This is a genomic window from Modestobacter versicolor, from assembly GCF_014195485.1.
GTDB lineage: Bacteria > Actinomycetota > Actinomycetes > Mycobacteriales > Geodermatophilaceae > Modestobacter > Modestobacter versicolor.
The window spans coordinates 1,777,241-1,799,820 of the sequence record NZ_JACIBU010000001.1 but is presented as its reverse complement, the minus strand read 5'-3'; the positions used below and the strand labels follow the sequence as shown (position 1 = coordinate 1,799,820).

The window sequence follows — 22,580 nt, the reverse complement described above, 5'->3', positions numbered from 1 at the left end:
GAACCCCGCAGACAGGAGAAACCCGTGGCCGCCGCGCCCGTCGTCAAGTCCCTCGCCCAGATCACCCCGCACTACATCGGCGACAACCGCACGGTGCGGCTCGCCGTGCTGTCCGGCCCGGCGGACGGCTCCAGCACGACCGTCGTCCTGGAGATCTGGGAGCCGGGAGGCTCGCAGCCGGACAACTCGCACGAGGAGTCGACCGAGACCTTCGTCGTCCTCAAGGGGACGGCGCGGGCCCACAGCGACCAGCACGTCGCCGACCTCGGGCCGGGCGACGTCATCGTGCTGCCGGCCACCTCGGTGCACCACATCGTCAACTCCTCGGCGACCGAGCGGCTGTACACGATCACCGTGATGGAGAACGACGGCGGCTTCGCCGACCTGATCCTCACCGGCCCGGAAGCCGCCCTGGACGAGGACGACGCCGCGGTGCTGAACACCGTCCTCGTCGGGGCCTGACCCCGGTGCTGGAGACCGTCCCGCTCAGCGCGCTGGTCGAGCAGGAGGTGCGGGAGGCCGTCGCCCGCTACGAGACCGCGCTGGCCGCCGACGACCTCGCCGAGCTCGACGAACTGTTCGCCCCCGGCGCCGAGACGATCCGGGCCGACCCGGCCGGCGTGCTGGTCTCGCACGCGGCGATCAGCGCGTACCGCCGGGGTCGCGGCGGTGCCCCGGCCCGCACGATCACCTCGCTGCACGTGCGGGTGCACGCCCCCGGGGTGGCGACGGCGATGGCCGAGACGCTGCGCCCGGACGGCACCCGCGGGCTGCAGACCCAGGTGTGGGAGAAGGGCCCGCAGGGCTGGCAGATCCGGGTGGCGCACGTCAGCTCGACCCCGCCGCCCCCGGCCGTCGACGTGCTGGCCCGGGAGGACGCCGCCACCTGGCGGGTCACCGGCACCCCGCTGGTGGTCGCGACGGGCAGCGGCCCGCTGGACGGCGTGCGGCTGGCGGTGAAGGACCTGGTCGCGGTGGCCGGGCACCCGGTCGGCGCCGGCAACCCGGTGGTGCTCGCCGAGTCGCTGCCCGTTCCCGCGCACGCCCCGGTGCTCGCCCGGCTGCTCGCGGCCGGCGCGGAGGTGCGCGGCATCGCCCGCACCGACGAGCTGGCCTACAGCCTGTCCGGCACCAACGTGCACTCCGGCAGCCCGGTGAACCCGTGGGGGCCCGGGCTGGTCGTCGGCGGCTCGACCAGCGGGCCGGCCAGCGCGGTCGCCCGGGGCACGGCCGACGTCGGGGTGGGCACCGACACCGCGGGCTCGATCCGGGTGCCGGCGTCCTACTGCGGGCTGCACGGGTTGCGGCCCACCCACGGCGTCGTGCCGCTCGACGGGGTCCTGCCGCTGGCGCCCAGCTTCGACACCCTGGGCTGGCTGACCCGCGACGCCGGCCTGCTGCACCGGGTGGCCGCGCTGCTGCTGCCGGCTGCCGCAGCAGCGACCACCGAGCTGGTGCTCGCCGAGGACCTGCTGGCCCTCGCCGACGCGCCGGTGGCCCGCGCACTGGCCGACGCCGCGGCCGGGCTGGCGGCCGCCACCGGGCTGCCGCTGTCGGCCGGGCAGCTCACGACGGCGGCGGAGCGGGAACGCTGGTTCACCGCCTTCCGCGCCGTCCAGGGCGCCGAGGCCTGGGCCGCGCACGGTGACTGGATCACCGCGCACCCCGGCGTGCTCGGGCCAGGGGTCGCCCAGCGGTTCGCCGACGGCGCCGCGGTCGCACCCGAGCAGCTGGCGGCGGCCCGCGAGGTGGTCGCCGAGGGGCGGGCCGCGCTGGCCGCGCGGCTGCCCGCCGGGACCGCCGTCCTCATGCCGGCGGCCAGCTCCACCGCGCCGCCGATCGCGGCCGACCCGGCCCGCAAGGCGGAGTACCGCGCCGCGACGTTGCGGCTCACCTGCCTGGCCGGGGTGGGCGGGCTGCCGGTGGCCGTCGCCCCGGCGGCGCTGGTCGACGGGCTGCCGGCCGGGCTCGCGCTGCTCGGGGCCGCCGGCTCCGACACGGCGCTGACCGCGCTGCTCGCCGGCTGGGACCGGCGGCTGACCCCGCCGGTCTGAACGGGGGCCTGCGCCGAGAGGCGGCCGGCTGCGGTGACGGGGGTCCCGGACACCGCAGCCGGCCGCCTCTCGACGTCCGGCCCGATGGGCAGGTCAGTCGGCCGGGCCGGTGGCCAGCGTGACCGTCGCCGTCTGCGACCGGCCGGTGGCGTCGGTCCAGGTCACGGTGACCTCGTCGCCGGGGTCGAGCCCGGCCAGCGCCGCGCTGACGTCCTCCGCGGCGGTGACCGTCGACCCGCCGACCGCGGTGACCACGTCGCCGGCGGTGAGGCCCGCCTGGTCGGCCGGCCCACCGGCGACGACACCGGCCACCGCCGCACCGCCGGTGGCGCCGCTCTGCACGGAGACGCCGAGGAACGCCGGGTACCCCTGGTGGACCGTCTCGTCGTCCACCCCGCTGGTGATCTGCTCGGCGATGGACAGCGCGGTCGCGATCGGGATGGCGTAGGCCTGACCGCCGGTGCTGGAGGCGGCGGTGTCCATCCCGACGACCTCGCCCTCGGCGTCGTAGAGCGGGCCGCCGGAGTCGCCGGCCTCGACGTCGGCCGCGATCTCGATCAGGCCGGTCAGCTGCTCGGCGTCCTGGCCGCTCTCGTCGGTCGCGGTGATCGACTGGTCCAGGGCGGTGACGGTGCCGGCCGCGGCGCTGGTGCCCGCCGCGCCTCCGGCGTTGCCGACCGCGGTGACCGCGTCGCCCACGGCGACCGCGTCGTCGTCGGCCTGCACGGTGTCCAGCCCCGAGGCGTCGCTGAGCTGCAGGACGGCGACGTCGTCGGTGGGGTCGGTGCCGACGACGGTCGCCTCGTAGCTCACGCCGGTGGACAGCACCGTGACGGTGATGCTGGTGGCGCCCTCGACCACGTGGTTGTTGGTCAGCACCTCGCCGTCGGAGGTGAGCACCATGCCGGTGCCGGCGGCCTCGCCGTTCTCGTAGCCGAGCACCGTGGTGACGTCGACGACGCCGACCAGCTGGTCGGCCGTCGCCTCGGTCGCGGCGGCCACGGTGGAGCTGCCCGTGCTCCCGCTGCCGGGCAGCGTGCCGGGGCCCCAGCCGTAGCCGCCGCGGCCGCCGAAGACGACGGCCGGGTCGCTCGCCGGGGCGGCGATCGCCCGGGCGGCGGTCGCGGTGCCGCCGAGGGCCGTCTGGACGCCGAAGACGGCGCTGGCCGCGAGGCCCAGCGCCACCAGGGAGCCGATCGCTGCTGTCCGCTTCCGCCGGGTGGGGTTCGAGGGTGCCGGCGCCTCTGCTGTCTCGCTCACGGGGCCGAGTACAGGCGCCCCGGCCATGGTGACGCTGTGCGTGGTCTGCGAGTTGGCTGCACGCCCCGGCCCGTGCCCCCGTTCGGATGAACTCCGGCGCCGGGGCTCCAGCCCGAGGGGGGACGTGCCGACGTCGTCCGCACAGGGCAGCGAGAGGCGAGGACGCGATGACCGAGTGGCAGGGACCGTTCACCGGGATGCAGGGACTGCTGGAGGGCTGCGTGTACGTCGGCGTGGCGGCCGGCGTCGTCGCGGCCGGTGCCGCCTGGGTGCTCCGCCGGCGGTCGGCCGCGGAACGCCGGGCCCGCTAGGCCTGGTCTCCCCTCGGTGACCTGCGGCAGGCTGGCCGCACACCCGAGGAGAGGCGTCCCGATGCCCGACGCGCACCCGCTGAGCGGGTCGATGTGGGAGACCGTCCCGCGACTGCTCGCCGAGCACCGCTACCTCGTGCTCGGGACCGTCGACGACGACGGCGGCCCGTGGGTCACCCCGCTCTTCTTCGCCCCGGACGGCGACAGCCGCGTCGTCTGGGTGTCCTCGCCGGACAGCCGCCACTCCGGGAACCTCGTCGCCCGCCCGGCGGTGGCGATCACGCTGTTCGACACGCACGCGCCCATCGGCAGGGCCGAGGCGGTCTACCTGGAGGCGACCGCCGTCGCGGTCGACGACGGTGCGCTGCCGGCGGCGCTGGAGCTCCTCAACGCCCGCCTGCCGGAGCGGCAGCAGCTCGGCACCGACGAGGTCGGACCGGGCGCTGCGCTGCGGGCCTACGCGGCGACCGTGCACCGGCACTCCGTGCTGGTCCGGGGCGGCGACCAGCGTTTCGACAACGCCACCGACGCGAGGCTGGCCGTCTCCCCGCCGTGACCGGTCACTCCTCGGGGAGCAGCTCCTCCGGCACCGGGAGCCCGGCCAGCTCCAGCAGCCGGCGCACGGTGTCCTCGACGAAGAGGTCCTCCGGGTCGGCGTCCTCGTCGTCCGGGGCCAGCAGCGCGAGGACGTCGTCGGGGTCGACGTCCCGGCCGGTCGCCGTCCGGGCCCACCGCGCGAGCCCGCGGGCCTCGGCGTCGTTGTCGACCGGGTCGCTGGCCGCCGGGTCCTCGAAGTAGACCCGCGGCTGGTAGCCCAGGTAGCAGCGCCCGGCGGCGTCGACGGCCGGCCGGTAGTCGACGGTGGCGATGTCGCTGTCGTGCACGTCGATGACCAGGACGGGCTCGGTGGGGGAGTCCGTGCCGGTCCAGGAGCCGGCGCTGTAGGTGAACGTGCCGAACATCCCCATGGCGCAGCAGGCTAGCCACCGGGGTGACGGGCTCAGGAGGCGTCTCGGCCACCGGCGGTGAGACGCGCGGCGGCGGCGCGGAGCACGCCGGGCACCAGGCGGCGGTGGACGGCCGACGCCGGGATCCAGACCACCCGGCCCAGGGGGCGGTCGAAGCGGAGGCAGGTCGTCCAGCTCACCTCGCCGCCGCCGGTCTGCACCAGCATGTTCGCGCTGAGGAACCAGGACGCGGTCTCCAGCCGGATCCAGCCGGGTCCGCGTCCGCCGATGCGCCAGCCACCGACCGTGGCCGGTGACCGCCCCCGGATGAGCCGGAAGCCGAGGACCCCCCGCCAGATCAGCACCTCGGCCGGGCTGGGGGTGTCGCCGAACATCGCCCGGGCCCACTCCTCCGGGGTCGCGACCGCTCCCGTGGTGAGCGTGAACCGGTCGGCGTAGTCGATGGCGGGCAGCGCGCTGAGTGCGCCCAGGCGGTCGGGGACGTCGCGGGTCACCCGAGCGGTGGGGACGAGGTGCATGGTGGGCCTCCGGTCCATGTACGGTTCCGTATACAAAGGCTAACGGCTTTGTACGGCTCCGTATACAGATGAGGTGACCCCGTGCCCCCGGTCCGCACGACCCGTGAGCAGTGGATCGAGGCCGGGCTGCGGGCGCTGGCGACCGGCGGCCCGGACGCTGTCCGGGTGGAGGTGCTGGCCAAGGCGCTCGGCGTCACCAAGGGCGGGTTCTACGGGGCGTTCGCCGACCGGGACGCCCTGCTGGAGGCCATGCTCGAGACCTGGGAGCGGGAGAGCACCGACGAGGTGCTCGAGCGGGTCGACCGTGCCGGCGGGGACGCGCCGGCCCGGATCCGCCGTGCTGGTGCGCTGACGTTCTCCAGCGAGCGCCTGCTGCCGATCGACCTGGCCGTCCGCGACTGGGCACGGCACGACCCGGCGGTCGCCGGACGCCTGCGCCGGGTCGACGACCGGCGGATGGGGCTGCTGCGCGAGCTGATCGGCACGTTCTGCGCCGACCCCGACGAGGTGGAGGCGCGCAGCCTGCTCGCCTTCTGCCTGGCGATCGGCGAGCACTTCCTCGCCGCCGGCCACGGTGACCGCACCCGGGCAGACGTGCTCGCCCGCGCCAGCGACCTGCTCTTCGGCGCACCCGGGGCGTGACGTCGCCGGCGGCCTCACCTCAGCGCGCCCGGCAGGGATCGAACCTGCGACCAAGTGCTTAGAAGGCACCTGCTCTATCCACTGAGCTACGGGCGCTCGCGGCGCAGATCATCGCACCACAACGGCCGGTCCCCGGGCAGCATGACCCCACGTCGAGGTGGGGTGGCGATGGACGAGACGACCGCGGTGACCGGGTCCTGGACCGACGGTGACCGGTATGAGAGGTACGTCGGCCGGTGGAGCCGGCCGGTGGCCCAGCGCTTCGTCGCCGAGCTCGGTGTGCCGGCCGGACGGCGCTGGCTGGACGTCGGCTGCGGCACCGGGGTGCTCACGTCGACGGTCCTCGACCACGCGGCACCGGCGAGCGTGCTGGGCGTCGACCGGTCGCCGGAGTTCGTCGCGCACGCGGCCGCGCACGTGGTCGACCCCCGCGTCGCCTTCCGCACCGCCGACGCGCTGGTGCTGCCGGTCGAGGACGCCGCGGTCGACGTCGTCGTCTCCGGGCTGGTGCTGAACTTCCTGCCCGGCCACCCGGCGGCCGTCGCCGAGTGGCGCCGGGTGGTCGCGCCGGGCGGGCTGGTCGCCGCCTACGTCTGGGACTACGCCGGCGGCATGGAGCTGATGCGGCTGTTCTGGGCCGCCGCCACCCGGGTGACCCTCGCCGCCGGGTCGCTGGACGAGGGCGCCCGCTTCCCGGTCTGCGCCCCGGGGCCGCTGGGTGGGCTGTTCCGCGGGGCCGGGCTCACCGACGTCGTCACCGGCTCGATCGACGTCCCCACGGTCTTCGCCGACTTCGACGACTACTGGACGCCCTTCCTCGGCGGCACCGGTCACGCGCCGGCCTACGTCGCCACCCTGGGTCGCGACGACCGGACGGCGCTGCGCGAGGCGTTGCGCGCCGACGTCCCGGTGCGGGACGACGGCTCGATCGCGCTGACCGCCCGGGCGTGGACCGTGCGCGGCCGGGTGCCCGGCTGAGCCCTAGCGGTCGCGCCCGCGCCCCGGGCGCCGCTCTCCACAGCCGGGGCCCTCGTCCACAGCTGCGCTCGCGGCCTTCTCCGCGCCGACGCCGGCCCCGAGGGTGGGAGCAGCCCGGCAGGTCGCCGCGGCCCATCACCCGAGGAGCACCGTGTACGAGACAAGCCTGCACGTCGTGGGCAACGTCGTCGACGTCCCCCGCCACAACCGGACCGCCAACGGCTCGGTCACCAACTTCCGGATGGCGTCGACGTCCCGGCGCTGGGACGAGGAGACCCGCGGCTTCGTCGACGGCGCCACGCTCTGGATCGACGTCGCCTGCTGGGGCGAGCTCGGCGGCAACGTCGCCCGCAGCATCACCAAGGGCGACCCGGTGCTCGTGGTCGGCAACCTGCTGACCGAGTCCTGGGAGTCCGAGGCGGGCCGGCGCAGCTCCAACCGGATCAAGGCCGTCGCCGTCGGGCTGAACCTGGCCCGCGGCTGGTCTGCGTTCACCCGCCCGGCCCGCGCAGGGTCACCGGCGGCCGTCCCCGCAGCGGAGGAGGCGCAGGCCGAGGTCCCGCCGACCGAGGACCCGTACGCCGACCGGTCGACGGACTACATCGGCGGGGAGTCGACGTTGCACCAGGCAGACTCCGACGTGATCGGCGACCGCGAGGCGGTGCCGGTACTGACGTGACCCTCCCGGACTGGGAGGATCGGAGTCGAGAACGCAGGGGGCGGGGCCGGTGCCGCCGCAACGGCCGCCCTGCCCCGCCCCCGCTCGCGACCTGACGGAAGGCTCCAACCCACAGTGGCCCAGTACATCTACTCGATGGTCCGTGCGCGCAAGGCGCACGGCGACAAGGTGATCCTCGACGACGTCACCCTGGCGTTCCTGCCGGGCGCCAAGATCGGCGTCGTCGGCCCGAACGGCGCCGGCAAGTCCACGGTCCTGAAGATCATGGCCGGGATGGAGACCGCCTCCAACGGCGAGACGATGCTGGCCCCCGACGCCACCGTCGGCATGCTCCAGCAGGAGCCCCCGCTCAACGAGGCCCTCGACGTGCGCGGCAACGTCGAGGAGGCGGTCGCCGACCTGCGCGCGGCGCTGACCCGCTTCGAGGAGGTCAGCGCGGCGATGGGCGAGCCCGACGCCGACTTCGACAAGCTGCTGGCCGAGCAGGGCGAGCTCATGGAGGTCATCGAGAACGCCGACGGCTGGGAGCTCGACGCCCGCATCGAGCAGGCCATGGACGCGCTGCGCTGCCCGCCCGGCGACGCCGACGTCACGGTGCTCTCCGGTGGTGAGCGCCGCCGCGTCGCGCTGTGCAAGCTGCTGCTCGAGGCCCCCGACCTGCTGCTCCTCGACGAGCCCACCAACCACCTGGACGCGGAGAGCGTCGCGTGGCTGGAGCAGCACCTGGAGAAGTACGCCGGCACCGTCGTCGCCGTCACCCACGACCGGTACTTCCTGGACAACGTCGCCGAGTGGATCCTCGAGCTCGACCGCGGCCGCGCGTACCCCTACGAGGGCAACTACTCCACCTACCTGGAGACCAAGGCGACCCGGCTCAAGGTCGAGGGCGCCAAGGACGCGAAGCGGCAGAAGCGGCTCCGCGAGGAGCTCGAGTGGGTGCGCTCCGGCGCCAAGGCCCGCCAGGCCAAGAGCAAGGCGCGGCTGGCCCGCTACGAGGAGATGGCCGCCGAGGCCGACAAGTTCCGCAAGCTGGACTTCGAGGAGATCCAGATCCCGCCGGGCCCGCGGCTGGGCAGCATCGTCATCGAGACCAAGCACCTCACCAAGGGCTTCGGGGACCGGGTGCTGATCGACGACCTGTCGTTCACGCTGCCGCGCAACGGCATCGTCGGCGTGGTCGGCCCGAACGGCGCCGGCAAGACGACGCTGTTCAAGATGCTGGTCGACCAGGACAAGCCCGACGACGGCGAGGTCAAGGTCGGCGAGACGGTCAAGATCAGCTACGTCGAGCAGAACCGCAGCGGCATCGACGCGAACAAGAGCCTGTGGGAGGTCGTCTCCGACGGGCTGGACCACATCAAGGTCGGCAACGTCGAGATGCCGTCCCGGGCCTACGTCTCCGCGTTCGGGTTCAAGGGCCCGGACCAGCAGAAGAAGGCCGGCGTGCTCTCCGGTGGCGAGCGCAACCGGCTGAACCTGGCGCTGACCCTCAAGCAGGGCGGCAACCTGCTGCTGCTCGACGAGCCGACCAACGACCTGGACGTCGAGACGCTGACCAGCCTCGAGGGCGCGCTGCTCGAGTTCCCAGGCTGCGCCGTGGTAGTCAGCCACGACCGCTGGTTCCTGGACCGGGTGGCGACGCACATCCTGGCCTACGAGGGCGACTCGAAGTGGTTCTGGTTCGAGGGCAACTTCCAGGACTACGAGAAGAACAAGGTCGAGCGGCTCGGCATCGACGCCACCCGCCCGCACCGCGCCACCTACCGGAAGCTGTCCCGGGACTGAGGAAGGACCCCCTTGCCCCCCGCTCGCAGGCGGTCGGCCCCTCCGCAGGGGCCGGCCGCGAGCTTGCGAGCGGTGGGGGGCGGAGGGGTCCTTCGTCGGTCGGAGTTCGCGCTCCGGCCGGCCGTCGGCGTTCAGCGGGGGGCGAACCGGCTGACGAACCTCCGCTGCCCCGGGGTCTCGACCGCCTTCGGCCGGTAGTGCTCCCGGACGAACGCCACCGCCTGCGCCGGCGGGACACCGTCCAGCACGGCGAGGCAGGCCAGCGCCGTGCCGGTGCGCCCGGTCCCGCCGGCGCAGGCGAGCTCCACCCGCTCGGCGGCCGACCGCTCCCACACCTCCAGCAGCACCGACCGCAGTCCCGCGGGGTCGGCGGGCAGGCGGAAGTCCGGCCAACGCACCCAGCGCTCCTCCCACGGCACCGGCTCGGGCCGGCGGCCCAGCAGGTACACCCCGAGCTCCGGCTCGGGCCCGGGCGGCAACGGCGCGCGCCGCCCCCGGCCGCGCACGAGCCGACCCGAGGGGAGCGCGAGCACGCCCGGTGCGCGAGGCTCCCAGGTCACGGCCGGGCCTCCGGGCTGCGCCCCACCGGGACCGCGCACGCCCACCGGGTGCCGTTCCCGCGGGAACGCCACCCGGTGCTGTTCACCGGGCGAAGTTGGCCTGGATCCGCTGCAGCAGGTACTCGCCGGCGCTGATCGGCTCGTAGGTGCCCCGCGGTGACTCGATCAGCGCGTCCTTGTCCGCCTGGGCGAAGAACGCGATGCTGTAGCGCGCGCCCAGGTGGTCGCCGTCGCCCGGGACCTTCACCCGGTGGAAGTTCGACGGCAGCAGGTCGTCGCTCCACCGCATGAGCATGTCACCGATGTTGCAGGTGATCGCCTCGTCCGACGGCTCGACCGGCGTCCACTCCTGCCCGTGGGCCTCGGCGCCGGGCAGCACCTGCAGCCCGCCCTGCCCGGCCCGCTGGAAGAGCAGGGTGAGGCAGTCGAAGTCGGTGTGCGCGCCGGCCCGCCAGATGCCCGGCGCACCGACCAGCTCGGGCGGGAACGGGAAGTAGTGGATCAGCCGCAGGGTGCTCTGGTAGCTGGGTGAGGACGGGTCGTGCGCCCGGGCGAAGAAGTCGCGGTCGAAGCCGAGCCTGCTCGCGAAGCAGGACAGCACGTCCATCGCCAGCCGCCAGCAGCGGGCCTCGAAGTCCAGGATCGTCTGCCGGAAGCCCGCCACCTCCTCCTCGCTGGGCCACAGGCCGGCCATGTGCGGCCGGGTCAGCTGCCAGGACTCCTTCTGGTCCGGGGTGCCGGTCGAGGGGCGCACCTGCGACTTGGACTCCCAACCGGAGTTGAGCCCCTTCTTGAGCGGGTAGCGGGCCTTGACCTCCTCCGGCAGGGCGAAGAACTCCCGCGCCAGGGCGAAGGCGCGGTCGACCTGCGCCACGTCGATGCCGTGGTCGACCAGCTGGAAGAAGCCGATGTCCGTGGCGGCTGCCCACAGCTCGTCGGCGATCTGCTCCCGGCGGGTGGCGAAGTCGGCGAGGCTGATCTGCCGGATCTCGCGCGCCGAGCTCTCGCTGCCCGCGGCGCCCATCCGCGCCTCGCGGTCGAGCTCGGTCAGGGAGTAGGAGGTGGTCATGGGGGTGGACCTCTCGAGCGGCCGCACGACGGTCCCGTCGCGGCTCTGCCGCCATGCAAGTCGGCCACCCGGGTGGCGCGCCAGCCGCCGGCGCCAGATGTAACGCGGAGTTGACGGGGCCGGCGACGTGCCCCCGCCGGGCCGTCAAGGTGGGCGTACGGCAAGGTGACCGCCGTGAGGCACACCGTGGCGGTCCCGATGCGCTGGTCGGACATGGACGCCTACCAGCACATCAACAACGTGGCCTTCCTCGGCTACTTCGAGATGGCCCGCGTCGACCTCTTCTTCGACCAGCCGACCCACGACGAGAAGACCGGGCTGCGGCGCGGCATCGTGGTGGCCTCGCACGAGATCGCCTACAAGCGCTCGGTGGTCTACGACGCCGAGCCGCTCGAGGTGCAGATCTGGGTGTCGAACGTGCGGGCCGCGGCCTTCACCTGCCACTACGAGCTGTTCGACCACGGGCAGCTCGCCGTCACCGGCAGCACCCTGCTCGTGCCGGTCGACTTCGCGCTGAACCGGCCGCGCCGGCTCACCCCGGAGGAGAAGGTCTTCCTCGCCAAGTACCTGGAGGACTGACCAGCATTCGGCGCCGAAACCCGGCCAGCATCCGGCGTCGAGACCCGGCCCGAGTCAGTCGGGCAGGGCGACGATCCGCGGCACCGGCCGGTCCGCGCCCACCGGCGCTCCTCGGTCGGCTGCCTCGGCATCGGGCACCAGCCGGACGGCGTCGCCCTCGCGCACCGGGCCACCGACGAACACCGCAGCGTTCACCCCGCCCCGGGCGGCCAGCGCCTTGACCAGCCGCCAGCCGGTCAGCCGCTCCAGGTGGGTGCACGGTGGGCAGCGCTTGGTGCCGAACAGCAGCACGTCGCCGACCGCGAAGTACTGCCCGACCAGCGAGGGCAGCGCGATCCCGCGGGTGACGACGTTGCGCCGGGTCAGGCCCGGGGTGAGCGGGACGCCGGCCTCGACGGCCACCGCGGCGACCTCGTCGGCGTCGATCAGCGTCACCTGCTTCTCCTGCAGCGGGTAGGACGCCCACGTCCCGCCGCCCAGCGCGTACCGGTCGCCCGCCAGCCCCACACCGGCGACCGCCTCCACCGAGGAGGTGCGCTGCATCGGAGCCGCGGCCGCGGGCGCCGTCCAGACCTCCAGCACCCGGCCGGTCACGCCCGCCGCCAGATCGGCCGGGGTGGGGCCTCGTCGTCCGCGCCACGGGCGTCCAGCGCCTCGGCGGTGGTGTGCGCCATCTGCAGCACCTGCACCAGCAGCGGCACCAGCATGAGGAACGCCGGCCGGGCCGACCCGCGGGCGGCCTGCGCCTCCCGGATGCGCTCGGCCCGCTCGGCGACCACCGGGATGAACCGCAGCGTCATCGCCACCGCCAGGCCGATCCGGGCCGGGCGCACCCCCAGCAGCCGCAGCGGGGCGCACAGCCACTCGATCACCGCGACCAGCTCGGCCACCTTGCTCGTCGCGGTCACCACCGCCGCGGCCAGCACCAGGGTCGCCAGCCGCACGACGGCGAGCGCCCCCGTCGCCAGGTCGGTGACGACGACGTGGAACACCAGCAGGCCGACCAGCCACGGCCACACCGGCCGCAGCTGCGCGAGCAGCTGCCGCGCGGTCAGCCGTGCCCCGGCCAGCGCCAGGACGACGACCACCGCCAGCGCGGTGCCCGCCACCGGCAGCTCGGGCACCACGAACAGCAGCACGCTGAGCGCGGCCAGGACCGCCAGCTTCAGGCCGGCCGGCGTGCGGTGCAGCGGGCCGGCCACGGGGGAGTGCAGGGCGAGCGCGCTCACGTCATCCGCGCCACGTACCAGGGGACGGTCTCGGCCGGCGTCCCGTCGGCCACCACCCGGCCGTCCTCCACGACGAGCACCCGGTCGAACCCGGTCAGCAGGTCCAGGTCGTGGGTGACCATGACGACGTCCTGGTCGAGCTGCTCGACGACCCGGGCGACGTGCCGCCGGTTGGCCAGGTCCAGCAGGGTCGTCGGCTCGTCGAACACGACCCGGGCCGGCCGCATCACCAGCACCCCGGCGATCGCCAGCAGCTGCTTCTGACCGCCGGAGAGCAGGTGCGCCGGGTGGTCGGCGTGCCCGGACAGGCCGTAGCGGTCGAGCACCTCGGCCACCCGCTGCTCACGCTCGGCCGCCGGCACGCGCTGGTTCTGCAGGCCGAAGGCGACGTCCTCGGCCACGGTCGGGTGCACGATCTGCGCATCGGGGTCCTGGAAGACGAACCCGACCCGGCGCCGCACCGCGCGCAGGTCGGTGGCGGTGTCCAGGCCGTCGACCAGCACCCGGCCCGAGGTGGGCACCACCAGCCCGTTCAGCAGCCGGGCGAAGGTGCTCTTGCCCGACCCGTTGCCGCCGATCACCCCGACCCGGTGCTCGGCGAGCACCAGCGACAGGTCGCGCAGCACCACCCGGTCGCCGTAGCTGTGCCCGACGTCGACCAGCTCGAGCGCCGACCGGGGGCGGACGGCGGGGTCCTCGGCCGGCTCCGGTGCGGCCCGCCGCCACGGTCGGGCCACGGCGGAGGGGGTCAGTGGTGGGCCGGCTGCCGGGCGGGCAGCTCGATCACCGGGTACGAGCGCCGGACGCCGTCGGCCACCAGCGCGGCGATGAAGGCCTTGACCAGGTCGCCGGGGATGAAGGAGAACGACCCGACGAACGACGCGCTCAGCGAGACGTCGGCGTAGACGCTGGTGAACGGGATGCCGATGGCGTAGACGACGACGATGCCGCCGATCACGTTGGCGAGGAACGAGTAGGCGGCGTTGAAGCGCCGCCAGAACAGCTGGGTGAGCAGCCCGATGACGAACGCGGCGATCGGCCAGCTGTAGAGGTACCCGGCGGTCGGGCCGACGAAGACCCCGAGCCCGCCGTTCCCGCCGGAGAGCACCGGGGCGCCCACGGCGACCACCGCCAGGAAGAGCAGCAGCGCCAGGCCGCCGCGCTTGGCGCCGAGCACCGAGCCGGCGAGCATCACGCCGAGGGTCTGCGCCGTGATCGGCACCGGCACCAGCGGGACGGCGATCGGCGGGATGAGCCCGAGCACGGCCACGATCGCGGCGAAGAGGGCGACGTACGCGAGGTCACGGGTCTTCACGACGGCTCCTCCACAGGCGGCGGGTGGGCTCGGACGCCCTCGGCGGAAGGTACCGGAGGTGCAGCCGCGCGCGGCTGCCGGGCGGCGGGCAGCGGGGCACGGTGGGTCCCGGGACCGCTGCTCGGAGGCGCTCCGGGGTGATCGCTGCGCGTGGCGGGTCGCTCACCTGCAGGTACGCCCACCGGTTTGCTGGGCCTCCCGAGGACGTGTTGTCTGGGGTCCTGAGCCCCTCGGCGAAGGCGGAACAAGGCATGGCAACCGGGTGGTGGGCGTCGCTGTGGTGGTGGACGCGCCCGTTGCCGCAGAGCTCCTCCGCGGAGCCCGCGCGGCAGCCGGACGACGGGCCCGACGAGGGTCCCCGGCCGGAGCCGCCCACCGGCCCACCCGCCACCGCCGAGGGGGCGTCGCACGCCGGGCCGGCACTGCCGCCGCCCCGGAGCCCCGTGCACACCCAGACGTCCGGCCCGTCCGGTCGACCCGGGTCACCTGACCCGGTGCGCAGCACCCCGCTGCGTCCCCCACCGAGAACGACAGGAGCCCCACCCGTGGCACAACTCGACCAAGTCATCGCCGACCTGCTCGCGATCGAAGGCGCCAGCGGCGCTGCGATCGTCGACATCGACAGCGGCATGGCCCTCGCCGCCGGCGGCACCCCCGGCTTCGACCTCAACGTCGCCGCCGCCGGGAACTCCAACGTGGTGCGGGCGAAGCTCCGCACCATCTCCGACCTCGAGCTCAAGGACGAGATCGAGGACGTCCTGATCACGCTGCAGGGCCAGTACCACCTGATCAACGTGCTCAAGGGCCAGGGCAACAGCGGCCTGTTCATCTACCTGGTGCTCAACCGGGTGACGGCGAACCTGGCGCTGGCCCGGCACAAGCTGCGGGCGGTCGCCACCAGCGTGGCCGTCTGAGCCGAGGCCCCGAGCGATCGGTGCCGACGCCCCTCCCGGACGGGGGTCGGGGAGGGCGTCGGCACCGCCGCGCACGCGGCACCAGCACGAGCGGCGCCCGACAGGCGGCGCCGGCACAGCGGTCGCCGGCAGGAGCCGCGCCGGCTCTCGGGCGGCGACGGTCCTCAGGCCGCGCTGGCGGTGGCGGTGGCCTCGGTGATGCGGTCGCGGAGCGCGTCCACCGACAGCCCGTCGGTGTCGATCCAGCGGGCCACCCGGCCGTCGGACACGATGCCCACCCGGTCGCAGCACTCGGCGAGCTCGTCGGGGTCCACGGAGACGACGACGACCGACGTCCCCTGCGCGGTCGCGTCGTCCAGCATCCGGCGCACCTGCTGGCGGGCCCGGACGTCGAGACCGCGGGTGGGCTCGTGCAGCACGACGACGTCCCGGGCCGAGGTGGCCATCCACCGGGCCAGCGCGATCTTGTGCTGGTCACCGCCGGAGAGCGCCCCGAACATGGTCCGGATGCTCAGCGTCTTGACGTCCATCTGGTGGACGGTGCGGATCACCCCGCGCAGCGTGGCGATCTCCTTGCGCAGGTCGGTCAGCGCACCCCAGCGCTCCTGGGTGAGCGTCCGGGCGATGGTCTCGCCGGGGTCGACCCCGTAGGCGTCCTCGTCGGGGCGGTAGGCGGGCAGTCGCAGCGTGCCGTCGTCGTCCGGAGAGCCCAGCGACCGGTGCTCGCCGTGCAGCAGCAGCTCGTCGGTGATCGCCGGCAGCTCGCCGGACAGGGCCTCGGCGATCTCGCCGACGCCGGAGCCGCGGTGACCGGTCAGCCCGATGACCTCGCCCCGGCGCACCAGCAGGTCGACACCGGACACGGCGCCGGGCACCCGGAGGTTGCGCACCTCCAGGACCACCTCCTCGGCCGGTGCCGGCCGCGGCGCGGGGCTCACGACCGGGGCCTCCACCGCGACCACCGGGGCAGCGGGGGCAGCCGGGGACCTCCGCGGCGCGGGCGACACCACCGGCTCGCCCACGGTCTCGGCGGCGAGCCGGACCGGGTCCAGCGCGTCGGCCGGGCTGTCCAGGGCGATCCGGCCGTCGCGCAGCACGAGCACCCGGTCGACCACCGCCAGCATCTCCGGCAGCCGGTGGCTGATGTAGAGGACGCCCCGGCCCTGGCGGCTGAGCCGGCCGGTGACGGCGTGCAGGCCCTCGACCTCCACGGGCAGCAGCGCCGCGGACACCTCGTCCAGCACCACCAGCCGGGTGTCCTCGGCGAGCACGCGGGCGATCTCGACCACCCCGTGGACGAAGTGCGGGAGCTCGCCGACCAGGGTGTCCGGGTCGACCTCCAGGGCGACCTCGGCCAGCAGCACCTGGGCCTGCCGGCGCAGCTCGGCCTGCGGGCGGCCGGCCTGCGCCGTCCCGCGGAAGACGGCCTGGGCGACGGTGAGGCCGGGGTCGATGCGGACCAGCTGCTCGACGACCCCGACGCCCAGGTGGCGGGCGTCGTGCGCCGACAGCGGGGCGTACGGGTGGTCCAGCAGCGTCATGGTGCCGCCGTCGGCGGCGGTGCCACCGGCCAGGATGTCGCCGAGGGTCGACTTGCCCGCCCCGTTGGTGCCGACCAGCCCGACGACCTCCCCCTCGGCGAGGGAGAACGTGACGTCCCGCAGGACGCGACGGGCCCCGAAGGACTTCGTCAGGTGCTCGACCTGCAGCAACGGCATGAGCGGCGGACCTCCCCCGGAGACGTCCCCGGAACGACCGGGAGACGACGGTTGCAGCGCCCCCCGCGACGCTGTGTAACTACATGGATGCTACCTGCCGGACCGTGGCGCGCCTCCCGGGACGGCGGGTCGCGGGCGGCGCGCGGAGGCCCCTAGGAGCGCAGCCAGACGGCGCCGTCCGCCGGCACCTGACCGTCGCCGATCGGCTCGCTGGCCAGCAGCACCTGACCCTCCGGCAGCGGCACCGGCCCACCGGACGTGTTGAGCAGGCAGACCAGCCCACCGGGACGGCGGAACGCCAGGCACCCGTCCGGCGCCGGCAGCCAGTCCAGCCCGTCGCCGGCGAAGGCGGGGGAGGTGCGCCGCAGCGCCAGCGCGACCCGGTACAGCGACAGCATCGAGTCGGGGTCGCCGGCCTGCGCCTCGGCGGTGAGCGGTCCCCAGCCGGCCGGCATGGGCAGCCAGGTGCTCGCGGTGCTGGAGAAGCCGTACGGCGGCTGGTCACCGGACCACGGCACCGGCACCCGGCAGCCGTCGCGGCCGCGCTCGGTGTGCCCGGAGCGCTCCCAGATCGGGTCCTGCAGCACCTCGTCGGGCAGGTCGACGTCGGGCATGCCGAGCTCGTCGCCGTTGTAGACGTAGGCCACGCCCGGCAGCGCCAGCTGCAGCAGGGCCGCGGCCCGGGCCCGCCGGGTGCCGACCTCGCCGCCGCCGTAGCGGGTGACGTGCCGGGGCCGGTCGTGGTTGGACAGCACCCAGCACGCCGGCGCGGGGGTGGACGCCACCGTGGCCAGCGAGTGCTCCACCGCCGTCCGCAGCTCGGTGGGGTCCCACTCGGCGGTCAGCAGCCGGAAGTTGAAGGCCAGGTGCAGCTCGTCGGGGCGCAGGTACTGGGCCAGCCGCTCGTCGTCGAAGACCCACACCTCGCCGACCGCCATCCGGTCCGGGTACTGGTCCAGCACCGCGCGCACCCGGCGGTGCAGCAGGTGCACCTGGTCCTGGTCGAAGCGCAGGTCGCCGGGGCCGTCGTCGGCGAACAGCCCGGTGTCCTCGGCCGGGACCATGTCCGGCAGGCCCGCCGGCTTGGCCATGCCGTGGGCGACGTCGATCCGGAACCCGTCGACCCCGCGGTCCAGCCAGAAGTGCAGCGTCTCCTCCAGGTCGGCGACGACCTCGGGGTTGGTGTAGTCCAGGTCGGGCTGCTCGGGGGCGAACAGGTGCAGGTACCACTGCCCGTCGGGCACCCGGGTCCACGCCGGGCCGCCGAAGACCGAGGGCCAGTTGTTCGGCGGCTCGCTGCCCTCCGGGCCCCGGCCGTCCCGGAACAGGTACCGCGCCCGGGCCGGTGAGCCGGGCGGCGACCCCAGCGCCTCCTGGAACCACTCGTGGTCGTGCGAGCTGTGGTTGGGGACCAGGTCGATGGTCACCCGGATGCCCAGCGCGTGGGCGTCGGCCAGCAGCGCGTCGAAGCCGGCCAGGTCGCCGAACACCGGCTCCACGTCGCGGGGGTCGGCGACGTCGTAGCCGTGGTCGGCCATCGGGGAGGGGTAGAACGGCGTGATCCACAGGGCGTCGACGCCGAGCTCGGCGAGGTAGGGCAGCCGGGACCGGATGCCGGCCAGGTCGCCGACTCCGTCGCCGGTCTCGTCGGCGAAGCTGCGCACGTAGACCTGGTAGAAGACGGCGTTCCGCCACCAGGTGGCGCTGCTGCCGGGCAGGGACGTCGGGTGCTGGCTCAGCGGGGGCTCCCTGGGCGGGGGTGGGTCGGGGTCAGGGCGTCCCGAGCGTGCCGCCGGCCTCGTCGGGCCAGCGGTTCTGCATGCTGCGGGCCGCCATCTCCAGGTAACCCCACAACGTGGCGTCCTGCTCGTCGGGCAGCTCCAGCGAGTCCACCGCGGTGCGCATGTGCGTCAGCCACGCGTCGCGGGCCTTGTCGTCGATCGCGAACGGCGCGTGCCGCATCCGCAGCCGGGGGTGGCCGCGGCCCTCCGAGTAGGTGCGCGGGCCGCCCCAGTACTGCTCCAGGAACATCCGCAGCCGGGTCTCCGCGCCCTCCCAGTCGTCGGCCGGGTACATCGGCCGGAGCACCGGGTCCTCGCGCACGCCGGCGTAGAAGCGCGCGACGAGGGTGCGGAACGTCGGCTCCCCACCGATCTCGTCGTAGAAGGTGCGCGCCGACGGCAGCGACTGGCTCATGCCCCCGATCGTCCCTCAGCACCGGACACCGAGGCCACGTGGGCCGTGTCTCCTCCGGCGGTGGCGGTGGCGGTGGCGGTGGCGGTGGCGGTGGCGGTGGCGGTGGCGGTGGCGGTGGCGGTGGCGGTGGCGGTGGCGGTGGCGGGCAGCGGCGCCCGGCGCAGCGCGAGCAGCGGGCCGGCGACGGCGAGCAGGCCGACCGCCCCGCAGAGGGCGACCACCGTGCTCGGGGCCAGCGCCTCCGCGCCCAGCCCGGCGAGGACGACGCCGAGTCCCTGGACACCGGCCAGCCCGGCCCCGGCGACGCCGAAGGCCCGGCCCCGGTAGGCGCTCGGCACCGCCTGGACGAAGGCGACGTTGAGCGGGATGCTGCAGGCCCCGCCGACCCCGGCCAGGAAGAGCAGCGCCAGCACCGCGACGTAGGAGGCGGCGCCGCGGTCGAGCACCAGCGGCACCAGGCCGGCCAGCAGCACCCCGACGAGGGACAGCGCCAGCAGCGGGGCGAGCAGCCGGTCGCGGAGGTCCGGCGGGCAGAACCGGCCGACCACCAGCCCGCCCAGCGCGGTGCCGGCCGGGTTGGCGGCCAGCAGCAGCCCGGTCGCCGCGATCGTCCCCTGCACCTGCAGGGCCAGCGGGGTGGCCACGCCCTCCGGTGCGTTGACGAAGAGCGCGGCCACCCAGGTGAGGCCCACGATCGCGCGCAGCCGCGGGGCGGCGGCGATCAGCCGCACGCCGCTCGCGGTGGCCGCCCACAGCGACCGGTCGACCCCGTCGGCGGCCTCGGGCACCGGCGCCGGCCGCCGCTGCAGGCGCAGCGCCAGCCAGACCGCGGAGACCGCGAAGGTGGCCGCGTCGATGAGCAGGGCGACCGAGGGGGAGAAGCTGACCAGCAGGACGCCGCCGATCACGAACCCGAAGAGCTGGGAGACCTGCGCGGTGATGCCGGTCAGGGCCGTGGCCACGGCGTACCGGTCGCCGTGCAGGACGTCGGCCATCAGCGCCGACCGGGCCGCCTCGAACGGTGGTGAGCACAGCGAGACCGCCAGCAGCAGCACGAGCAGCAGCGGCAGCGGCATGCCCGGCACCGCCATCAGCGCGACCAGCAGCGCCCGGGTGACGTCGCTGGCGATGAGCACCCGGTGGCGCGGGAACCGGTCGGCCAGCGAGGCCAGCACCGGGCCGCCGAGCAACCACGGCAGGTAGCTGATGGCGAACGTGACGGCGGACAGCAGCGCCGAGTCGGTGCGCTGGTAGACCAGCACGGTCAGCGCGACCCGGGCCAGCTCGTCGCCGATGGTGGAGAGCAGGTAGGAGCCGAACAGCGGGCGGAACTCCGCGACGGCGAAGACCTCGCCGAACGTGGCCGGGCGACCGGGCGGACGGCGCCGCCCGGTCCGGTGCCCGCTCAGGACGGGCCCGCGCGGTCGACGGGGCCGGTGCCCGGCAGATCACGCAGCCGGCGTCCCGGGACGGGGCGCGGGATCACCGCCTGTGCGCGATTCATGGCGGGGAGTGTTGCACCTGACCGCAGCCCGGTCGACCACCCGACCGCCCCGCCGACGGCGCGCCGGGGGCGTTCCGGTACCGGCGGGTCGACGGCTGGCCGGCCGGTCGGCGACGTGGAGGGCAACCGGGCTCAGGTCCCGGCCGGCGACAGCCCGGTGTGGGCGGCCAGGAACGCCAGCTGGTCGGCGGCCAGCCCGACCGTGCGGCTCACCGCCCGGGCGCCGTGGCCGACCGACAGCTCCCGGCGCAGCACGATGGGCGCCTCGGCGGTGGTCGCGTGCTGCAGCGCGGCGGCGAGCTTGCGGGCGTGCAGCGGGTCGACCCGGGTGTCGGACTCGAAGGTCGTGAACAGCACCGCCGGGTAGGCGGTCCCTTCGACCACCCGGTGGTACGGGGAGTACCCGAGCAGCCAGCCCAGCTCCACCGGGTCGGCGGCCGTGCCGTACTCGTCGTTCCAGGTGCGGCCCAGCCCGAACAGCTCGTACCGCACCATGTCCAGCAGCGGGGCGCTGCAGACCACGGCGGCCACCAGGTCCGGGTGCTGGGTGGTCATCGCGCCGACGAGCAGCCCGCCGTTGGAGCCGCCCATCACGGCGAGCCGGGCCGGCGTCGTCCAACCGCCGGCGACGAGGTGCTCGGCCGCGGCGGTGAAGTCGTCGAACACGTTCTGCTTGCGCTCGCGCATGCCGGCCCGGTGCCACTCCTCGCCGTGCTCGGAGCCACCGCGCAGGTTGGCGACCACCCACACCCCGCCGGCGGCGACCCAGGCCAGCGCCTGCGCGCTGTAGGCCGGGGTGAGCGAGACGTTGAAGCCGCCGTAGCCGTAGAGCACGGTCGGCCGCGGGGTGTCCGGCGTCCCGGTCGCCGACAGCACGAACAGGTGCACCGGCGTCCCGTCGGCGGACGTCGCGTGCGTCTCCAGCACCTGCACGTCCGGGACGGCGCCGGCGACGGGTGCCTGCTCCCAGGAGGTCAGCGCGCCGGGTGCGGTGGCGTCCCAGCGCAGCACGGACGGCGGGGTCGAGTAGTCGGTGAACCCGACCCAGGCGGTGGTGCCGCCCTCGGGAGGAGCGCTGACCCCGGACACGCTGCCCGGCCGGAGGTCGGTCACCTCGGCCAGCCGGCCGGACCCGTCGGCCGCCCACAGCGACAACCGGTCGGTGGCGTCGACGGCGTGCACGGCCAGCACCTGGAGCCCGCCGTCCGGCCCGTCGACCAGGGCCAGGTCGGAGAGCACGCCGTCGGGCTGCTGCGGCACGACGTCCCGCCAGGCCGACGGCGTCCAGGTGGCCGGGTCCGCGGGGTCGGCGACGACCAGCCGGCTGCGCGGGGCGTCCCGGTCGGTGTGCAGCCACAGCCGGCCGTCGCGGGGCACCCAGGCGGTCAGCTGGGCGTCGACGCCCACCTGCAGCTCGCGCAGCACGCCGTCGCCGGCCAGGTCGGCCAGCCAGACGTCGTCCCGCGGGGCGGTGCCCACCGACGCGGAGACGACCAGCCAGCGGCCGTCGGCGCTGGTGCGGGCGCCGAAGTAGGTGGAGGGGTCGCTGCCCTCGCCGTGGACGAGGACGTCGGAGCCGGGGTCGCCGCCCACCCGGTGCCGCCACACCCGGCGGTGGAACTGCTCCTCACCGGCCGGCAACAGCTTGGGGGCGAGCCGGCGCACGTAGAACAGCTCGTCGCCGCCGGGGAGCCAGGCGACGGGGGAGTAGCGGCAGCGGTCGATCGGGCCCTCGAGCAGCTCGCCGGTGGCGACGTCCAGCACGAACAGCTGCGACTCCTCGTCGCCGCCGACCGACACCTGGTAGGCCAGCCGGTCGCCCTCCCACGAGGGGGACCAGGCGTCCAGCGTGGTCGTGCCGGCGGGGTCCAGCGCGGTGGGGTCGACCAGCACCCGCACCGTCCCGTCGGGCTCGGTGACCCGCAGGACCGCGTGCTCCTGGCCGGGGTCGCGACGGGTCGAGAAGGCCCGGCCGCGCCGCCAGACCGGCACGCCGACCGCACCGGCGTGCACCAGCTCGCCGAGCCGCTCGGCGAAGGCCGGGCGGCCGGGCAGCGCGGCGAGGAGGTCGGCGGCCAGCGCGTCCTGCTCGGCGGCCCACTGCTGGGTCCGTGGGTCGGCGGGGTCCTCCAGCCAGCGGTAGGGGTCGGCGACCGAGTGGCCGTGCAGTTCCTCGACCAGGTCCAGGCGGGGGGCTCCGGGGTAGCGCACCCGCCGACGGTAACCGGGTGCCCCGACAGGTCGCCGTCCCGTACCACAGGCCGACAGTGCAGGATGAGGGTGCCCGTGGGCTGTCGAAGC

General features: G+C 75.0%; 24 protein-coding genes and 1 tRNA gene. 10 read left to right on the top strand and 15 right to left on the bottom strand.

The genetic code is table 11. The features are described from left to right. The first annotated feature begins 24 nt into the window (after positions 1-24). Complete coding sequence (locus FHX36_RS08710) at positions 25-462, top strand: cupin domain-containing protein (RefSeq protein ID WP_110550879.1); 438 nt, start codon at positions 25-27, stop codon at positions 460-462. Between the two features lie 5 nt (positions 463-467). Next, entirely contained in the window at positions 468-2,054 is a 1,587-nt protein-coding gene (locus FHX36_RS08705) for an AtzH-like domain-containing protein (protein WP_183513672.1), read from the top strand. 93 nt (positions 2,055-2,147) lie between these two features. Here FHX36_RS08705 and FHX36_RS08700 read toward each other — a convergent pair whose 3' ends face one another. Next, on the bottom strand, positions 2,148-3,314 hold the full coding sequence (locus FHX36_RS08700; protein WP_220035908.1) for a S1C family serine protease: 1,167 nt from the start codon (positions 3,312-3,314) through the stop codon (positions 2,148-2,150). Between the two features lie 167 nt (positions 3,315-3,481). On the opposite strand from FHX36_RS08700, the gene FHX36_RS08695 reads away from it, so the two are divergent. Together FHX36_RS08695 and FHX36_RS08690 are read left to right on the top strand one after the other, a co-directional pair. After that, complete coding sequence (locus FHX36_RS08695; protein WP_181428737.1) at positions 3,482-3,625, top strand: hypothetical protein; 144 nt, start codon at positions 3,482-3,484, stop codon at positions 3,623-3,625. 61 nt (positions 3,626-3,686) lie between these two features. Continuing rightward, on the top strand, positions 3,687-4,181 hold the full coding sequence (locus tag FHX36_RS08690; RefSeq protein ID WP_110551894.1) for a pyridoxamine 5'-phosphate oxidase family protein: 495 nt from the start codon (positions 3,687-3,689) through the stop codon (positions 4,179-4,181). A gap of 4 nt (positions 4,182-4,185) precedes the next feature. On the opposite strand, the gene FHX36_RS08685 is transcribed toward FHX36_RS08690, so the two are convergent. Both FHX36_RS08685 and FHX36_RS08680 read right to left on the bottom strand, forming a co-directional pair. Further along, positions 4,186-4,593, bottom strand: coding sequence for a hypothetical protein (locus tag FHX36_RS08685; RefSeq protein ID WP_110551893.1), 408 nt, complete (start codon positions 4,591-4,593; stop codon positions 4,186-4,188). A gap of 32 nt (positions 4,594-4,625) precedes the next feature. Beyond that, positions 4,626-5,129 (bottom strand): DUF2867 domain-containing protein, encoded by a 504-nt coding sequence (locus tag FHX36_RS08680; protein WP_246405436.1) that lies wholly within the window; start codon positions 5,127-5,129, stop codon positions 4,626-4,628. 63 nt (positions 5,130-5,192) lie between these two features. Between FHX36_RS08680 and FHX36_RS08675 the strand changes: the two genes are divergently transcribed. Then, positions 5,193-5,753 (top strand): TetR/AcrR family transcriptional regulator, encoded by a 561-nt coding sequence (locus tag FHX36_RS08675; protein ID WP_110551891.1) that lies wholly within the window; start codon positions 5,193-5,195, stop codon positions 5,751-5,753. Between the two features lie 23 nt (positions 5,754-5,776). Here FHX36_RS08675 and FHX36_RS08670 read toward each other — a convergent pair. Beyond that, positions 5,777-5,849: transfer RNA gene (locus tag FHX36_RS08670), tRNA-Arg, on the bottom strand. Positions 5,850-5,921: 72 nt separating this feature from the next. Here FHX36_RS08670 and FHX36_RS08665 point away from each other — a divergent pair. From FHX36_RS08665 to ettA, 3 genes are all read left to right on the top strand, one after another. Continuing rightward, positions 5,922-6,731 (top strand): class I SAM-dependent methyltransferase, encoded by an 810-nt coding sequence (locus FHX36_RS08665; protein ID WP_110551890.1) that lies wholly within the window; start codon positions 5,922-5,924, stop codon positions 6,729-6,731. Between the two features lie 151 nt (positions 6,732-6,882). Then, complete coding sequence (locus tag FHX36_RS08660) at positions 6,883-7,410, top strand: single-stranded DNA-binding protein (RefSeq protein WP_181428736.1); 528 nt, start codon at positions 6,883-6,885, stop codon at positions 7,408-7,410. Between the two features lie 114 nt (positions 7,411-7,524). Beyond that, positions 7,525-9,195 carry an energy-dependent translational throttle protein EttA gene (gene ettA / locus FHX36_RS08655; protein WP_110551888.1) on the top strand — a complete coding sequence of 557 codons (1,671 nt, stop codon included), beginning with the start codon at positions 7,525-7,527 and terminating at the stop codon, positions 9,193-9,195. Between the two features lie 131 nt (positions 9,196-9,326). On the opposite strand, the gene FHX36_RS08650 is transcribed toward ettA, so the two are convergent. Both FHX36_RS08650 and FHX36_RS08645 read right to left on the bottom strand, forming a co-directional pair. After that, the gene (locus FHX36_RS08650; RefSeq protein ID WP_110551887.1) at positions 9,327-9,755 is read right to left on the bottom strand and encodes a protein-tyrosine phosphatase family protein; all 429 of its coding nucleotides are present in this window, start codon (positions 9,753-9,755) and stop codon (positions 9,327-9,329) included. Positions 9,756-9,837: 82 nt separating this feature from the next. Next, positions 9,838-10,824 carry an isopenicillin N synthase family dioxygenase gene (locus FHX36_RS08645; protein ID WP_110551886.1) on the bottom strand — a complete coding sequence of 329 codons (987 nt, stop codon included), beginning with the start codon at positions 10,822-10,824 and terminating at the stop codon, positions 9,838-9,840. 174 nt (positions 10,825-10,998) lie between these two features. Between FHX36_RS08645 and FHX36_RS08640 the strand changes: the two genes are divergently transcribed. Continuing rightward, positions 10,999-11,403 carry an acyl-CoA thioesterase gene (locus FHX36_RS08640; RefSeq protein ID WP_110551896.1) on the top strand — a complete coding sequence of 135 codons (405 nt, stop codon included), beginning with the start codon at positions 10,999-11,001 and terminating at the stop codon, positions 11,401-11,403. Between the two features lie 54 nt (positions 11,404-11,457). Here FHX36_RS08640 and FHX36_RS08635 read toward each other — a convergent pair whose 3' ends face one another. From FHX36_RS08635 to FHX36_RS08620, 4 genes are read right to left on the bottom strand one after another with little or no spacing between them, the layout of a single operon-like run. Then, on the bottom strand, positions 11,458-11,997 hold the full coding sequence (locus FHX36_RS08635; RefSeq protein WP_110551885.1) for an MOSC domain-containing protein: 540 nt from the start codon (positions 11,995-11,997) through the stop codon (positions 11,458-11,460). After that, on the bottom strand, positions 11,994-12,632 hold the full coding sequence (locus FHX36_RS08630; protein ID WP_110551884.1) for an energy-coupling factor transporter transmembrane component T family protein: 639 nt from the start codon (positions 12,630-12,632) through the stop codon (positions 11,994-11,996). The genes FHX36_RS08635 and FHX36_RS08630 overlap by 4 nt, the downstream gene beginning before the upstream one ends. Then, positions 12,629-13,369 (bottom strand): energy-coupling factor ABC transporter ATP-binding protein, encoded by a 741-nt coding sequence (locus tag FHX36_RS08625; protein ID WP_110551883.1) that lies wholly within the window; start codon positions 13,367-13,369, stop codon positions 12,629-12,631. The genes FHX36_RS08630 and FHX36_RS08625 overlap by 4 nt, the downstream gene beginning before the upstream one ends. 11 nt (positions 13,370-13,380) lie before the next feature. Further along, the gene (locus FHX36_RS08620) at positions 13,381-13,947 is read right to left on the bottom strand and encodes a biotin transporter BioY (protein ID WP_110551882.1); all 567 of its coding nucleotides are present in this window, start codon (positions 13,945-13,947) and stop codon (positions 13,381-13,383) included. A gap of 545 nt (positions 13,948-14,492) precedes the next feature. Here FHX36_RS08620 and FHX36_RS08615 point away from each other — a divergent pair. Further along, a complete protein-coding gene (locus FHX36_RS08615) occupies positions 14,493-14,861 on the top strand; it encodes a hypothetical protein (RefSeq protein WP_110551881.1) in 369 nt (122 codons plus the stop codon). A gap of 164 nt (positions 14,862-15,025) precedes the next feature. On the opposite strand, the gene FHX36_RS08610 is transcribed toward FHX36_RS08615, so the two are convergent. The 5 genes from FHX36_RS08610 to FHX36_RS08590 all read right to left on the bottom strand — a co-directional run bounded on the left by FHX36_RS08610 (position 15,026) and on the right by FHX36_RS08590 (position 22,490). Next, positions 15,026-16,579 (bottom strand): ATP-binding cassette domain-containing protein, encoded by a 1,554-nt coding sequence (locus tag FHX36_RS08610; RefSeq protein ID WP_110551880.1) that lies wholly within the window; start codon positions 16,577-16,579, stop codon positions 15,026-15,028. Positions 16,580-16,731: 152 nt separating this feature from the next. Next, positions 16,732-18,243: a glycoside hydrolase family 13 protein gene (locus FHX36_RS08605; RefSeq protein ID WP_258372675.1), complete on the bottom strand. Its 1,512-nt coding sequence runs from the start codon at positions 18,241-18,243 to the stop codon at positions 16,732-16,734. Positions 18,244-18,349: 106 nt separating this feature from the next. Continuing rightward, a complete protein-coding gene (locus FHX36_RS08600) occupies positions 18,350-18,775 on the bottom strand; it encodes a globin (RefSeq protein ID WP_110551878.1) in 426 nt (141 codons plus the stop codon). Then, the gene (locus FHX36_RS08595; protein WP_281372007.1) at positions 18,772-20,184 is read right to left on the bottom strand and encodes an MFS transporter; all 1,413 of its coding nucleotides are present in this window, start codon (positions 20,182-20,184) and stop codon (positions 18,772-18,774) included. Before FHX36_RS08595 ends, FHX36_RS08600 begins: the two co-directional genes overlap by 4 nt. Positions 20,185-20,411: 227 nt before the next feature. Beyond that, positions 20,412-22,490, bottom strand: a complete 2,079-nt coding sequence (locus FHX36_RS08590) for a prolyl oligopeptidase family serine peptidase (RefSeq protein ID WP_183513670.1) — start codon at positions 22,488-22,490, stop codon at positions 20,412-20,414. Positions 22,491-22,580 lie beyond the last annotated feature (90 nt).